This window comes from Paenibacillus rhizoplanae (assembly GCF_042684125.1).
GTDB lineage: Bacteria > Bacillota > Bacilli > Paenibacillales > Paenibacillaceae > Paenibacillus_AQ > Paenibacillus_AQ rhizoplanae.
This window is the reverse complement of sequence record NZ_JBHUKY010000104.1, coordinates 1-15,120: the sequence shown is the minus strand read 5'-3', so window position 1 is coordinate 15,120 and position 15,120 is coordinate 1. Positions and strand designations below refer to the sequence as shown.

Here is a 15,120-nt window from a genome sequence, read left to right as displayed (position 1 = left end):
TAAATGTCTTACAATAATGCAACTGCAACTCCCAGTACAACGAACATAGCAACAAAAAGCGTATCCGCCGCGCCCCACCTGAGCCGGTGATACCGGCTGCGCGGCGCATCCATGCGGAAGCCCCGGGCTTCCATGGAATAGATCAGGTCCTGGGCCCGCCGGAACGCACTGGCGATGACCGGAACCAGCAGCGAGACGAGCATCCGCGCCTTCTCCTTCAGCGGCAGCTCCTTCAGATCGGCACCCCGCGAGGCCTGCGCCTTCAGAATAATCTGCGCCTCATCCAGAATCGTCGGAATGAAGCGGAGCGCGATGCTGATCATCAGCGTAATCCGGTCGGGTGACAGCCTGAGCTTCTTAAGCGGGGCCAGCACTCCCTCCAGCCCCTGGTTCAGCTTGCCCGGCGTTGTCGTGAAGGTCAGCAGCGCGGTGAAGGTCAGCAGGAATAACATGCGGATGACAGAAAATGCCCCCATCCGCAGGCCGCCCGCATGCAGCGAGAACGAGCCAAGCGACCACAGCACCTCCCCTTCCTTCACGGACAGCGCCTGTACGATGAAAATGAACAACATCAGATAACGCAAAGGCTTCGCAGCCTTAATGAAATATTTCAGTGGAATGCGGGTCGTCGCCATCACCGCAATGGAGAAGACCGCGACCAGCCCGATCGATATCCACGAAGTGGACAGCAGGATGATCGCTACATAGAGCAGCATCCCGGTGATTTTGGACCGGGCATCCAGCTTATGCACCCAAGAGCCCGTATCAATGCTGCGTCCCAGCAGCAGACGCTCATTCATGGCCATTCCCCATTTCTTCCCTGCCGGAGGCATTCAGCGTGTGGCGCTCTTCAAGCAAGGCGGCAAGCCGCCCCGCGAGGCCCTCCGCTGTAAGAAGCGGCTGCTCGCCGCTAAGGCCGAAGCGCTCGGCGGCAGCCTGCCAGTAACGCAGAGACTGCGGAACCCGCAGTCCGCAGCGCTCCAGAATCGCCGGATCGGCGGCCAGCTCGCGGCCGCTGCCCTGGAAGGCGAGTTCCCCCTCCTTGAGCAGGACCCAGTTGTCGGCCACCGGCAGCAGTTCATCCATCCGGTGCGTCACGATGATGATCGTCCTGCCCTGCTCGCGGCACAGCCGCTCCAGCAGCGCGATTAGCTCCGCGCGGCTTACCGGGTCCAGGGTGGCGGTCGGCTCATCCAGCACCACAATGTCCGGGTCCATCGCCAGTACCGAGGCGATGGCTGCCTTCCGCATCTGTCCTCCGCTGAGCCGGAAGGGATTGCGCTCCAGCAGCGCCAGATCCAGTCCCATATCCGTCATCGACTTGCGCGCCCGCTCCTTGGCCTCCTCCAGGCTGACCCCGAAGTTCAGCGGCCCGAAGCAGAGATCCTTCTCCACCGTATCTTCGAACATCTGCTGCTCCGGGAATTGAAAGACGAGGCCTACCCTCCGCCGCAGCGGAAGCAGCCTCGGTGATTTCTCCCCTGCAGTTATCGTTACATCCAGCACCTGCACCGTGCCTTCTGTCGGCTTAAGAATGCCATTGAACAGCTGGAGCAGTGTCGATTTGCCCGATCCGGTGGCTCCGGCAATTCCGGTCAGCGAACCCTGGGCAATCTCCAGATTAATCCCGTGCAGCGCCGTCTGCTTCCACATACTGCGGTCGGCATACGTGTAGCTTACTTGCTGTAGTTGTATTGCCATAGTGTGTCTATAAGCTCCTTTTCGCTGGCGGGTACATCCACCGTAATTCCCCGGCTCTCCAGTTCACGGGCAAGCTGCCAAGTATATGGCTCCCGCAAATGACACTTCTCCAGAAGCTCAGCATCACGGAACAGTTCCGCAGGTGATACATCTGCCACGATGCTTCCCCCGTGCAGCGCCAGCACCCGGTCCGACGCCAGAATCTCATCGGCATCATGAGTAATCAGCAGAATCGTGTAGCTGCCTTCTGCCTGCATGTCGCGCAGAATCCCCATCAGCTCATCCCGGCTGCCTTCGTCCAACATAGAAGAGGCCTCGTCGAAGATGACGATGCCTGGCTTCATGGCGAGAATCGAGGCGATGGCTACACGCTGCTTCTGCCCGCCCGACAGCTCTCCGGGATGCTTGGACAGGAGATGGCTGATCCCGAGCTTACCGGTATAGAATTCAAGCCGCTCCTTCATCTCTTCGTAGGACAGGCATAGGCCCTCCAGGCCAAAGAGAATATCTTCTTCCACCGTCTGTCCGATAAACTGGTTATCGGGGTTCTGAAAAACCATTCCGATGCATTGCCGGATGGACTGAACCGTCTCTTCCTGCAGCATATGCCCGCAGACAGAGATATGGCCTGCGCTCTTCGGAAGCAGCGCATTCAGCAGCTTGACCAGGGTCGATTTGCCGCAGCCGTTAGGCCCTACAATGCTCACCCATTGGCCCTGCGGGATAGATACGTTGATATCATGGAGAATCGGATGCTCCGGATCATAGCCGAAGGATACGCCCTCAAGGGCAATCACCGCCGGCTTCTCACCGGCTTTTGTATCGTTGTACGCTTGGTTCATGTTACTCATCCTTCCGCAGCTAGTGACCCGGTCCGTTCAGGAACTCTTCAAACAAGGATATTTTGGATAGCGAGTCAACCACATACCGGACGGCGAAGCCGACAGCAATGCCTGTAATAATACCGGTAATCAGCAGAACCGGCAGATAATAGAAAATACTGGTTGAATTAAATACGAACGAGGCTGCCAGCAGCTGTCCCGTATTATGAGCCAAGCCGCCCGCAATGCTGATGCCGATAACACTGAACTTTTTGCGGCCGAGCTTCACCAGCGCGAACATCACAATGAAGCTGAACAGGGAGCCGAACAAGCTGAACAGCAGGCTGGACAGCGTGCCGAGCAGGAAGGCGGTCAGCAGTGTCTTAAGGATCACCAGTACCAGGACATCGCGTCCGCGCAGAAAGTAAATACAGGTCAAAATCATAATATTGGCGAAGCCGAGCTTCGCCCCGGGCATCAGCCCCACTCCGGCCAGCGGGATCTGCGCCTCCACAATACTCAGCACCACAGCAACGGCAGCAAATATAGCGATAATTACGGTCCGCTTCAGCGCTGTAGCCGATTCACTACTGGACATAGCCATCTACTTCATCCTCCCCGGCCGCACTTGCAATCTCAACCAATACCCGGTGTGGAAGACATACGATGGTCTGCTTGGGCAACGTGATGAATCCGAAGCCGAGACAGACCTTATCGGGACAATCCGCATCGAACATCTCAACCCCGTAATCATGCACCTTCAGAATGTTATAGCCCCGCTCGGTGCGGACCTCAATAGTCTGCTCTTCTTTGGTCAGGGTTATCGTTTTGAATAACTTACCATCTACCGTTATATTGGCCTTGAGTTCTTTGCCTGGCCCACCTTTATCAGCATCGTTTGACAGCCATCTTGGCACGAGAAAAGCGAGCGCAGCAATCAGAACGATAGAAATTAGCAGCACATCTGCGCGTTTCATAGAAATCTCCCTTATTTTTTAATTAAAATCCAGACTTAATAATTATAACGGTCTGCCTTCAATCCTTCAATGAATGTAGTCGTTAATTGTCGCATTTCCATGTCAGTTCACAAAATAGGCACGCAAAGCCGAAGCGGAACCTCCATAAACTGGATAGTATCCGCTTCGGCAAGGAATAAAAGGATAATGCACTCAAACTGTGTATTACCCGGCTTGGACCGGCTGCGCATCCTTGCGGGCTTCCGGCTTCCGTCCGAAATAACCCAGGAACAATCCGGCGAATTCTGGGTCCCACTGGCTGCCGCTGCCCTGCTCCAGAATGCCCAGCGCCCGTTCGTGGTCCATCCCTTTCCGGTAAGGCCGGTCCGATGTCATCGCATCATAGGCATCTGCCACCGCGATAATCCGGCCATGCAGGGGGATATTCATACCGGCAAGACCATCCGGGTAGCCGTGGCCGTCATAACGCTCATGATGCGAGCGGACACCGCCCAGAAAGGGTGCCATTTTGTCCGCCGGTTCAATCTGCCGCAGAATATTCTCCCCCAGCACCGTATGGCTCTGAATCTGGAGGAATTCCTCATCCGTTAGGGCTTCTTCCTTGAACAGGATGCTGTCCCTCACCCCGATCTTGCCAATATCATGCAGCAGGGCCGACTTGCGCAGATCATCCAGCTCCTGCCCCCTCAGTCCGGCCAGCTGTCCAATAATAACCGAATACTCCGCTACACGCAGCGAATGTCCTGCCGTATAAGAATCGCGGGCATCCAGCGCCACGGCCAGGGTGGAGAAGTAGCTGTCCAGCAGCTGGCGGCTCTGTTGCTCCCTGGCCTGGAGCCCGCGGACCATCATGTTAAAGCCCGCAACCAGCTTGGAGAACTCATCGGAATACTCATCCTGCACCTGGACCAGATTACCGTCCTTCACCTGGTTCATCGCCTGATACAGTTCATGGATCGGATGCTGTACACTGTTCGTCAGCAGCCAGGCCGCAATGGAGGAGAACAGCGTGCCGATCAGCAGCACCATCCCCGCCCAGGCCCAATAGCTCTGAAGTCCGACGACAACTATAGAATCCCCCTCACCGTTCATACGGATATGTGTCGCCATAATAAACAGGAACAGCGGGAAGGTCCCGATCAGCATACAGCTCACCAGGAATTTGGGGCGTATCGGCACGAACACATGGCCCTCCAGGGCAAAATCCACGCCATACTGCTCCAGCGCACGGTTCCTGAATTCCTTGATCAGCGGAATAATGGCGGTGCAGGTCAGGAAGAATTCAATCAGGGAGTGCATACAGGCCACAAGCACAGCGCAGCACATAGCCAGGATCAGATAGATATAAGGGAACGTCACCCAGCCCGCATGAATCATCCAGAATGTCAGCAACAGAGCCGGCACGGATAATCCGAGCAGATGCGGCCCCATAATCCGCTGAATGGCCCGTTTGGGCAGCTGGTGGGCGTGCAGATAAGCTTCCTCGAGCATAGGTAATGTAGCATTCTCCTGAACCAGCGCAGCCCGTATGGGTCTGATCTGTCTGAGAAAGACCGTAATCTCTATGGACGCCATAATCACAAAAGAAAAAATAAGCACCAGCAGGAGGCGGTAATATTCAACCCGGCTGATCTCCAGGGAAGATAGCATAAGCAGACTCCCGACTGCCAGTACCGCTACAGTAGAGCCGAAGACATAGTTCCGGATCTGACTTCTCAAAAAACCTCTGTATAGTCTCATCTGTCCCCTCATTCCCGTCCCGGCCTCAGCCCAATATACAGTTGCGTTTTTATGATGCCCGTGCTATAATAAAATAATATTTGTTTTCGAGTATGTTTATCCCCATCAAGAAGATGTCAGGCCGATGAATCACTCTATATATTATCGGCGGTTTGGACACAATATCTTACGTTTTCTTGCAGTACTTATCCCTTTTATGAGATTAAATTCGAACATAGCATTCCGATTCACACTGGCGCGGCCACGGAGCCGCAAGGACAAAAGAGAGGTAGGGCTTTTGTCGTATTGGAAGGATTTCTCTCGCCACACGGCTGCTGGAAATAACAAGGAATAACGACACCCGTCTTGCTCACAGACGGCGGGGGATTAATATACCGATAAAGACTTGGTGTGCTGCTTCCCTGTTCTGGGGAAAGGCCCCATGTGTGGAACATAATTAGCGCCCGATAACCGCTGTCAGCGGATATCGGGCGCGTCTACGTTCTAGGGACTTTTACCTTACTGATTCAGCGGCAGCCGGGCTGTGTACATAGCGTTCCACGAATTCGCCTACTGTGCGGATGTATGTGCTTTTATCCGTATCATAGGCAAGACCATGCCCCGCTCCACGCACCACTAATTGCTCCTTCGGACTCCGGCAGGCCTCATACAACTCATTCATCATATCAAAAGGCACGAAGGTATCCGCATCCCCATGGATGAACAGAATCGGCACCTTGGCCTTGCGTACCTGCTTCAGCGCAGACGCCTCCCCAAAGGAATAACCGGCCTTCATCCGGGTCACCAGACTGGCCACCGGCACAAACGGGAAGCTGGGCAGATGGTACATCCGCTTCAGCTGATAGGACAGCTGCGCCTTGACCGAGGTGTAGCCGCAATCGGCGACAATCGCCTTGACCTGCGGAGGAAGCTCCTCGCCGGACGTCATCAGCACCGTGGCTCCGCCCATAGATACGCCATGCAGCACGATCTGCGCGTCCGGTCCGTTCTCCTGCAGGACAAATCCGATCCATTTCAGATAATCCCGGCGCTCCGGCCAGCCAAAGCCGATATAATCTCCTTCGCTTTTCCCGTGTCCTCTAGCATCAGGCAACAGCACATTGTACCCCAGGTTCTCATAATAGTTCTTAGCGGTCGCTCCCATATCCTTGGCCTTCCCGGAATACCCGTGGGCAACAATGACCGTCCGTCCGGCAGCACGCTCTGACGCCAGATAATAGCCTTGCATCTTGAGCCCCTCCTCAGACACCAGCTCTACCTCACGGAAGGTCTGCCGGGACACCCACTCCGCCCCTTCTCCCCACGAAGCTCCGGCCACCGGCGGCGGATCGATCTTAAGGTCTGGAGTCTTGGCCAGGAATTCCTTAGGGGCCCGCCTAATGGCTACTCCATAAAAATAGATTCCGGCATATCCCACCCCTGCGGCCACGACGATCAGCGCCACAAGCAGGTATAGCATCCACATCAACGTTCCTCCTTTAGTAAGCAACCCTTCCCAGTCAGGGAAAAGCATCTCTTGCTTAGTGTAATTTGAGCCTAGTATAGCACGGGAGTACGGCCAACTAAAAATACAGCCGAGACGCCCTGTTTTTTAGTGTATTTTGTAATGGAGTATGAATTACGGCGACGCTTAGAAGCACGCTCCGCAAACGGAACGTTGTTCCAATCGCTCTTGTATCCAGATTTTTTTATTCCCCTAATCGGTGAAAATCCGGATACAAAGGCGACCGCTCCGCTTCTCCACAATCATTCCGCCCGCTCCGCTGTTTAAGAGTGGGAGTATCAAAAGGAACAAAATGCTTGCGGCATCGCCATTGTAGTCGGTTTTTCCACCATATCCGACCCACACGCCTCTGCCGCACCGAATGTAGTCGGTTTATCGACCATAATCAGCCCAGATGACCACGCGCTGTCCATGTGTTCAGTGAAATCAGCGAAGTCATTCCTATTCCTGATCCAGAATATAGTCATCCTGCGGATGCTCCAAGACACTTATCCCCAACTATATGCACAACTTATCCACATCGGACGTAAATCATAATTTTCTAATCAAAAGAAAGAGCTGCTTCCAGGAGAACGTCTTCTCCGAAAGCAGCCCTTGTCAAATTACAGGATCACCGTTTGTTTGTATAAAACTCAGCTAGGATGATTCACTTACTTACGTTTGCTGTTTCTGGTTGTTCTTCTAAGAATCAAGCCCAGACCCGCTAGTGCCAAACCGGCAAAATAATAAGGTGCAGGACTAGATTCGCCCGTCTTCGGCAGAGTCCCTTCCACAGGCACACCGCCTAGAGGAACTTCATCATCAATAATGACTACATCGGGTGCCGGTTCCGCTGACGGCGTTGACTCCGGTGTTGCTGCTATTGGCGCAACCGCAACAGCCGGTGTCGGCGTTGGTGCCGGTACTGTTGTAGCTATTGGAGTTGCTACAGGTCCAAGCGGCAGCGGATCATCATTCACAGCCACATCATTGCTCACGATAAATCCGATAATCGGAGTCGGCGTAGGCACTGGAGGGAAACTGAACGGCGGCGATATTGGCGCTGGCGTTGTTACTGGTGTTGGATCTGGTGTTGGCGTTGGTGTCGGCGGCGGCGTCGGCGTTGGTGTCGGCGTCGGCGTTGGTGTCGGCGTCGGCGTTGGTGTCGGCGTTGGTGTCGGCGTCGGCGTTGGTGTCGGCGTAGGCGTTGGTGTCGGCGTCGGCGTTGGTGTCGGCGTTGGTGTCGGCGTTGGTGTCGGCGTTGGTGTCGGCGTCGGCGTTGGTGTCGGCGTTGGTGTCGGCGTCGGCGTTGGTGTCGGCGTCGGCGTTGGTGTCGGTGTCGGCGTTGGTGTTGGTTCTACCGTAGGTGTTGGTGTCGGTGTCGGTTCTACCGTCGGTGTTGGTGTCGGTTCTACCGTCGGTGTTGGTGTCGGTGTTGGTTCTACCGTCGGTGTTGGTGTCGGTGCCGGCGTTGGTGTCGGCTCTACCGTTGGCGTCGGTGTTGACTCTGGTGTCGGTGTCGGCGTTGGTTCTACCGTCGGCGTTGGTGTCGGTACTGCCGTTGGCGTTGGTGTCGGCTCTGCCGTTGGTGTTGGTGTCGGCTCTGCCGTTGGTGTTGGTGTCGGTACTGCTGTTGGTGTCGGCGTTGGTTCTACCGTCGGCGTTGGCGTCGGCTCTGCCGTTGGTGTTGGTGTCGGCTCTGCCGTTGGTGTTGGTGTCGGTACTGCTGTTGGCGTTGGTGTTGGCACTGCTGTTGGTGTCGGCGTTGGTTCTACCGTCGGCGTTGGCGTCGGCTCTGCCGTTGGTGTTGGTGTCGGTACCGCCGTCGGCGTTGGCGTCGGCTCTGCCGTTGGTGTTGGTGTCGGCGTTGGTGTCGGTACCGCCGTTGGCGTTGGTGTCGGTTCTGCTGTCGGCGTTGGTGTCGGTACCGCTGTTGGCGTTGGTGTCGGTACCGCTGTTGGCGTTGGTGTTGGCACTGCTGTCGGCGTCGGTGTCGGTACTGCCGTTGGTGTTGGCGTCGGCTTCACGGTTGGTGTTGGCGTCGGCTTCACGGTCGGTGTCGGCGTCGGCTTCACGGTCGGCGTTGGTGTTGGCTTCACGGTCGGCGTCGGCGTCGGCTTCACGGTTGGCGTTGGTGTCGGCTTCACAGTTGGCGTTGGCGTCGGCTTCACAGTTGGCGTTGGTGTCGGCTTCACGGTCGGTGTTGGCGTCGGCTTCACAGTTGGCGTTGGTGTCGGCTTCACGGTTGGTGTTGGCGTCGGCTTCACGGTCGGCGTCGGCGTCGGCTTCACGGTCGGCGTTGGTGTTGGCTTCACGGTCGGCGTCGGCTTCACGGTTGGTGTTGGCGTCGGCTTCACGGTCGGCGTCGGCGTCGGCTTCACGGTTGGTGTTGGCGTCGGCTTCACAGTCGGTGTCGGTGTCGGCTTCACGGTCGGTGTTGGCGTCGGCTTGACTGTTGGTGTTGGCTTTGGAGTTGGAGTGCACACAGGTGTCGGGCTAGGTTTTACTGTTGGTGTAGGTTTCACTGTAGGTGTAGGCTTTACCGTCGGTGTTGGCTTCACGGTTGGTGTTGGTGTCACCGTCGGCGTTGGCTTCACTGTAGGTGTTGGTGTTACCGTTGGCGTTGGCTTCACGGTTGGCGTTGGTGTAGCCGTTGGTGTCGGTGATGGACTAGGTGTCGGCGTTGCGGTCGGCGTCGGACTCGGCGGCGGCCCCTCTCCTTCGTACAATCCCAGGTGCATCTCTACCCCGCCGCTAAAAGATTTTGCAATCAGGGTTCCGTACAGCTCTGCTCCGGCATAATGAACATCCGCTCTAGGTGCGAGGATCGTCCCGAAGAATGAGGTATATTCGATATTCACCTCAGAGGCTTCGTAAAAGTTGAACAATACTTGACTGGCTCTGCCGTTACTCATTGAAAAGCTCGGCACATTGACTGTAGACCCGCTTATATTAATAATCAGCGTAGCGTTCTGGGCAATGTTGAATTCGATATAGTTGGTCTTCGCCAGTGTCGAAGCATCCAAATGAACTACATTGAAACGATCCGGTGCACTTATCTTGAGCTGTCCATAATGATTATCGCCAATCTCATTCGTGTCGGCCAAAGCCCCATACTCTGTGGATCGGGAGATCAGCATCCGCTGCTCGGCTGCAAAATCAATCGGGCTGGCATTTTTCTTCCCGCCCTTGATGTTGACACCAGGCTCATTGGCTGTAAAGCTATCCCCAAATACCACATTCCCATAGATCTCTCCACTACCTGAATGTACAAAATTCTTACCGGCCACAAGTACATCCGTCGGAGCAACATCCCTGTATGCTCTGGCTACTCCGTAACCTCCGGAGAGGGTAATGTCCCCTGCCGCTGCCAGGCGGCCCTCAATCTGATCATTGGCTTGTTTAAAATCCCCGAGGATAAAAGCATTAAAATTCCCTGCGACACCCAAAACCGGTGTTGGCGTATACGGTACCCCTGAAGCTGCTCTAACATCCGTCCCCCACGTAAAGGCACTGGATAAGGTCAATAGGCCCGCCATAATGATGGCGGCTGTTTTACGCACTCTTTTCTTCAATAGTCCACACCTCCTAGTTACTATTCTATGAATCTGTCACGAGACTATAACAACAAAAAAGACCGCCAAGAAGGGTTAGCTTCACGGCGGCCGGACGACCCTAGCCTCAACTTTTGAGACAGTAGATTCCTGACTTTGCGTCCCGTTCTTTCGATACGGTTTGCGTTTGTACATGATTTCGATATGAAATTATAATTTGCTTATGTAAATTCATTGTTGAGTCTATGACATTTGTTACTTTTGTACTAATTTCAGTTTATCCGCTCTCACACCCTATTGTCAATCCACTCCCAGTATATTTTTTGAAATTATTTTTTACGATGGTTCCTCATTGATCCCTTGTACCGTAAGGGTTAAGGGACAGTCCCTTTTTTATCTAGTGACGAAAAAAGTCGAGAAATCAGAGGATTGGCTGTAGCCGTTTGTCTCTCTTTTCTATAATACTATCAATTTATATCATTAAAATTTGATACATTCGTCCTATTTTATCGCCCTCAGCCCACCTCTACTCATCATCTGCTCCTGTTCAATGCAATTTTACCTATTTATGAGCATCTCAGCTCATAAAAAAAGTGCCGCCCATAGGGACGACACCTGCAAATAGAATTCATATATTTTGAATAAAAATGTCGCCTAGGCAGACCCGAACAGCTGAACCCAGCCAATCATCGATACCCAGAGCGGAACACTTAGAATGATCCCGAATACTAAACCACGGCGGAGACTTCCTTCATGACTCATTGCCATTCTCCTTTGAGCTGAAATTTTTTAATCCTCTATCTTTAATATTTCAATTTTAATATAAAATAATTCATTCTATTTTATTGTGAAAAATGTCACATTATTAGGATTAGTTTATAAAACCCATTGATTATTTTTTGAAGGATGAGTTACAATGCGAATATACGTTCTCTTCGAGGGGTTGAGAAGGATGCAAAGAGCAGAGAGCCAGGACAACCTGCTGGTCAAATCCTATATTTTGCTGCCGCTTATTCTATCCGCCTTCGAGCGCGATGCTTCTGCTATATCCTCAGAGCTGCGCACGCCTGCGCCTTATCTGGAGGTGATCCAGACGGCCGTCCATGCCGCTTCTGCCGATCTGCGGGAGGTCCGTGCCGGGATGCGCGCCCGTGGTCTGAAGGTCTATGAACAGCAGCGGCTGGAGGCAGGCGTTGAAGCCAAATTCATCTGTAGGGGTTATCACGAGCGGATGCTGCTGCTGGATGATGTGATTGCCGCCCAGGCCACTCTGCATATGCGCAGATATCTGGGTATGGAGAAGATGAAGCAGCGCTAACAAAAGAAGCCTGCCGCAAGCGGCAGACTTCTACATCAAATGATCGCCCGGATGCGGCTACATTAATAACGTCCAATACCCCAACGTGCCGCATATAACCACTACAGCTACCGGGTACAGGATTCTCCGGCTTACCTGATCCCTGAACGCAAGAAACAAACAAAGCATACAAAGCCATGCAATTAGAAGGCTTCCCATCTATTATGCATACGCTCCTTCCCGGCATTCCTGCCCCTCTCCAGCGGTAGACCGCCTCAGAGCACAACTATCCTTATATATAGGAAGATTTCCCGCCGAATATCCCAATTATACCAGCTGGCAGCCAATCTGGAGCAATTTTTCTTCACATTGCCGTCAGGAAATTCACAATTCCTCTTCCAGCACAGGATATTCCCAGAACCCCAGGCGTCCCTTAGCAGATATAGGATGTACCAGCGGAACAACCTCTTCCAGCTTCCAGGCATACCTTCCCTCGGCATAATTGCCGAATACATATTCATTGCCACCCGGCCAGCCCTGCTGCACCAGCTCCGGCGTCACCTCACAGCAATCCGCAATGCGGCTGACTGCAATGATCTTGCCCGTTGGCAGATTGTCTGCAGTGTAGCCATGACGGGCAAGCAACGACTGATACGGCTCCGTCCGGCAGATCGCCCTATTCACCTGCATCCCGGCATGGATGGCTAACTCCCCCCGGTGGGCGGTCCGCCAGGTCCTGGTTTCGATTTGTTTTTCTCCCAGCGCAATTAACGTGGCCCACGGCTGGCGAATGGTCAGGCATTTCATAATGTAGCTTGCCTCCTCTGATGAACACCTTTTTACTCAGAATTACTATGGCCTTCTATGGGAAACAATAATAGCTAAGAAGGGGGACTGACGAACTATGGGTAACGGATTAGATCAAGGGTACGGGGTATTAAAATGCAAATTATCCAATGAGGATACCATATATAAGCTAGGTGTCAAAAATAATCATGTCCAGGTACTGGTTGAGGTTGAAGGTAATATTAATAAAAAGTACAGGGCGGCTATCAATATCAGATCAAGCGCTAAAGCGGAACATTTACCGGAGGACACTGCAAATCAGGTGCTTTATTATGTGGGCGAAGATTTCAAAGCGGAAGAAACGGACCGTTGGCTCACGCTTGAATCCGGCTTCACGAAGATCACCGGGCATAACCGGAGCCTTGCCCTTGATTATATCAGAGGAAACCTGGTGATTCCCAGTAAGATGGTAGCTCTGCCTAATACGAACCGGAATGAAGCTGAAGACAGCGATCCCCACAACAATCTGTATGATAAAATCACCTCTTATCTCAAGGAGGCACAGGAACAGGATGCAACCCTGTACGTATTCGGCGAGCCTTGGGGACCGGAAGAGGACAAGCCCGATAAGTATTTCGGCTTCACCCCCGGACGCGGCGTTCATAATATTCATATGAACCAAGGCAATGCGGGCGGGTACGCCAGTGAAAATGGCACATGGCAAGACGGCGGAGTCCTTATACATTTCGAGAATGAACACAGGTGGGTGGCTATCTTCCTGGCCTTCCAGTCCCAATCCTGGTGTACCAACGACCAGGGCGATGCCACCAAGCCGGTTAGTGAATGTAATCATACCAATGCTTTGTCATGAGCCAGCACCATCGCATTAACCGCTGATACGATATCCTTGGCATCCAGCTGTTCATCCATCTTCAAATGAAGTTGTAAGGTAGAGACTGGTGAAGGGTTAGCAGAAACGATGAGCTCGACCTCATGAGATGAAAGCACCTTTGCTTGCAGGATTTGCAGCCAGGGGATAAGATCCGGTAACGCTTTATCCTCCGAAGGACCAATTTCCATGCCATCCACCCCAATAGGTGAACGCCCGTCGAAATACTCAATCCTTAGCACAGGATAAGAGGGGAGACTGTTCCTCTTCGAGGTCCTAGCCGCTTCCAGCTGATGGCGGGAGGTTTGTTTACGACCGATAATTATATTCCACAAAACGATACAAAGAGAGGGAATGAAGAAGCAGAGCACCGCCAACCAACCACTGGAGGTCGTGACATAGACGGCAAAAAAGAGGGCTGCGGATAGAATCACAAGCAACCAGATGTTGAGCTCCTCCCGCCATTTGGACTGGCGCTTCCCGGATGCTGGAGGAATGGACTGTGCTGGCTGAATATCCGAAGCTTGCTCCGGTTGAGCTGCCGTAGGTTCTCTCCATGGCAAATGCTCCCCATTCAGCATATAAAAGTTATCGGCTGCTCCCTGCCAGACCTTCTCCTGCGAGGGATGCGGCGACTGCCAGAGGGTAACGTACTCCTGAATGTCTCTCAGATATAGGGCGGGATCGCCAGTGAACGAGAAATATTGCGAAAGCTCCAGATGAATAACGGCAGCAGAATAACGCTGTACATGGGTCGATAAGGTCTCCAGCCACTCATGTACAGGAGTGGAAATCGCTGGGAAACGGGCCAGCGTGCCGGGTAAACTCAGGCGCAATTGCTCTGCAGTATCCGCCCATGGAATCTGCCATTGGAAGGCCCCGGAGAAATGCTCCCACTCAGGCAAATCCTCCACATCCGGTTGGTCCATATGAGGTTGAATCTTGCTCCAAGCTTGCATAAGCTGCCTGCTATAGCGCTGGAACTGGTCTTGGCTAACCAGACAAAACCATACTGGAGCGAGAAAATTATTCGTCTCGAAAGCTGTATTCTCATAATCAATTAAATCTGTATCGGCACTGGTAACACTCAGGAATGTCCGGTTTCCCATATAATGTCCTTGCCTCCTAGCATCCAACCATATGCTTAACACTATACTATATTTGGATGGTAGAAGTTGATACTTGCATAGAAAAAAGGCGCAGTTCCAAAAAAACCGGAACCTGCGCCACTATCGACTTTGTAAGGATGCTGGTGAAGGGAATTGAACCCCCGGCCTACGCATTACGAGTGCGTTAATTCCACGTTATAACTTCGGATGCCTTACGCAGCCTATAACGGACATTCATACGATGACCTACGTTCTCTACGAAGCCCTACGTAGCCTCTATTATAGCGCAGACTAAGCGTGATTAAAAGTAGCTACTTCGTAATATTTACATATATTGGCTCCCCGAGTTAAAAATGCTGCGCGGATTTTATATACAGCAGAATAGAGGCCTGGAGCTAGGGGCCTTGGGGTATTTTAATCGTAATATTTACGTTATACAACCGTATTCACTTATCGGAGCAACGCACTGTTACTGCGTAGGCCCTACGTACATGCCACAAACCCGCGCCCCGCCTACGTTTGTCCATCCGTTGCATAAACGCATCCTATACATTGCATATACATTTCCAGCGGTCGGCCCTGCGATCCCTACAACCGCGCGGCCTTACGCATATCAGCGCTGGTAAATTATACATACGTAATGATTACGTTTATGCATCCGTTTATGCAGCGCCAGGACACGCCGAAACGCTGACCCCCTGAAATTTTCGAGGGGCCGTCCGGTCCGAGGCCGCAGCAGGAAAAATCGCTAATATGCGTAGAT

Annotated in this window: 12 protein-coding genes and 1 riboswitch; of the genes, 2 read left to right on the top strand and 10 right to left on the bottom strand. The window is 53.1% G+C overall.

Annotation, left to right across the window (positions count from 1 at the left end):
• Positions 1 to 8 precede the first annotated feature (8 nt).
• From ACFSX3_RS32010 to ACFSX3_RS31975, 8 genes are all read right to left on the bottom strand, one after another.
• Positions 9 to 806, bottom strand: coding sequence for an energy-coupling factor transporter transmembrane component T family protein (locus ACFSX3_RS32010; protein ID WP_339221917.1), 798 nt, complete (start codon positions 804 to 806; stop codon positions 9 to 11).
• Positions 793 to 1,701 (bottom strand): energy-coupling factor transporter ATPase, encoded by a 909-nt coding sequence (locus ACFSX3_RS32005; protein WP_209994597.1) that lies wholly within the window; start codon positions 1,699 to 1,701, stop codon positions 793 to 795. The genes ACFSX3_RS32010 and ACFSX3_RS32005 overlap by 14 nt, the downstream gene beginning before the upstream one ends.
• The gene (locus ACFSX3_RS32000) at positions 1,677 to 2,543 is read right to left on the bottom strand and encodes an ATP-binding cassette domain-containing protein (RefSeq protein ID WP_209994598.1); all 867 of its coding nucleotides are present in this window, start codon (positions 2,541 to 2,543) and stop codon (positions 1,677 to 1,679) included. The genes ACFSX3_RS32005 and ACFSX3_RS32000 overlap by 25 nt, the downstream gene beginning before the upstream one ends.
• A 19-nt stretch (positions 2,544 to 2,562) precedes the next feature.
• On the bottom strand, positions 2,563 to 3,126 hold the full coding sequence (locus ACFSX3_RS31995; RefSeq protein ID WP_209994599.1) for a Gx transporter family protein: 564 nt from the start codon (positions 3,124 to 3,126) through the stop codon (positions 2,563 to 2,565).
• On the bottom strand, positions 3,110 to 3,499 hold the full coding sequence (locus ACFSX3_RS31990; RefSeq protein WP_036700638.1) for a NusG domain II-containing protein: 390 nt from the start codon (positions 3,497 to 3,499) through the stop codon (positions 3,110 to 3,112). The genes ACFSX3_RS31995 and ACFSX3_RS31990 overlap by 17 nt, the downstream gene beginning before the upstream one ends.
• Positions 3,500 to 3,703: 204 nt before the next feature.
• Positions 3,704 to 5,239, bottom strand: a complete 1,536-nt coding sequence (locus ACFSX3_RS31985; protein ID WP_209994600.1) for an HD-GYP domain-containing protein — start codon at positions 5,237 to 5,239, stop codon at positions 3,704 to 3,706.
• 493 nt (positions 5,240 to 5,732) lie between these two features.
• Entirely contained in the window at positions 5,733 to 6,698 is a 966-nt protein-coding gene (locus ACFSX3_RS31980) for an alpha/beta hydrolase (protein ID WP_209994607.1), read from the bottom strand.
• Between the two features lie 695 nt (positions 6,699 to 7,393).
• Positions 7,394 to 10,297, bottom strand: coding sequence for a choice-of-anchor A family protein (locus ACFSX3_RS31975; protein ID WP_379258182.1), 2,904 nt, complete (start codon positions 10,295 to 10,297; stop codon positions 7,394 to 7,396).
• An 82-nt stretch (positions 10,298 to 10,379) separates the two neighbouring features.
• A riboswitch (cyclic di-GMP riboswitch) is annotated at positions 10,380 to 10,472 on the bottom strand.
• 756 nt (positions 10,473 to 11,228) lie between these two features.
• Between ACFSX3_RS31975 and ACFSX3_RS31970 the strand changes: the two genes are divergently transcribed.
• On the top strand, positions 11,229 to 11,594 hold the full coding sequence (locus tag ACFSX3_RS31970; protein WP_209994601.1) for a hypothetical protein: 366 nt from the start codon (positions 11,229 to 11,231) through the stop codon (positions 11,592 to 11,594).
• 363 nt (positions 11,595 to 11,957) lie between these two features.
• Here the strand turns inward: ACFSX3_RS31970 and ACFSX3_RS31965 are convergent, their stop codons facing one another.
• A complete protein-coding gene (locus ACFSX3_RS31965) occupies positions 11,958 to 12,380 on the bottom strand; it encodes an ASCH domain-containing protein (RefSeq protein WP_209994602.1) in 423 nt (140 codons plus the stop codon).
• Between the two features lie 97 nt (positions 12,381 to 12,477).
• Here ACFSX3_RS31965 and ACFSX3_RS31960 point away from each other — a divergent pair, with 97 nt between their 5' ends.
• Positions 12,478 to 13,230, top strand: coding sequence for a DUF2278 family protein (locus tag ACFSX3_RS31960; protein WP_209994603.1), 753 nt, complete (start codon positions 12,478 to 12,480; stop codon positions 13,228 to 13,230).
• Here ACFSX3_RS31960 and ACFSX3_RS31955 read toward each other — a convergent pair.
• A complete protein-coding gene (locus ACFSX3_RS31955; protein WP_209994604.1) occupies positions 13,209 to 14,357 on the bottom strand; it encodes a hypothetical protein in 1,149 nt (382 codons plus the stop codon). The genes ACFSX3_RS31960 and ACFSX3_RS31955 overlap by 22 nt on opposite strands.
• Positions 14,358 to 15,120: the final 763 nt, after the last annotated feature.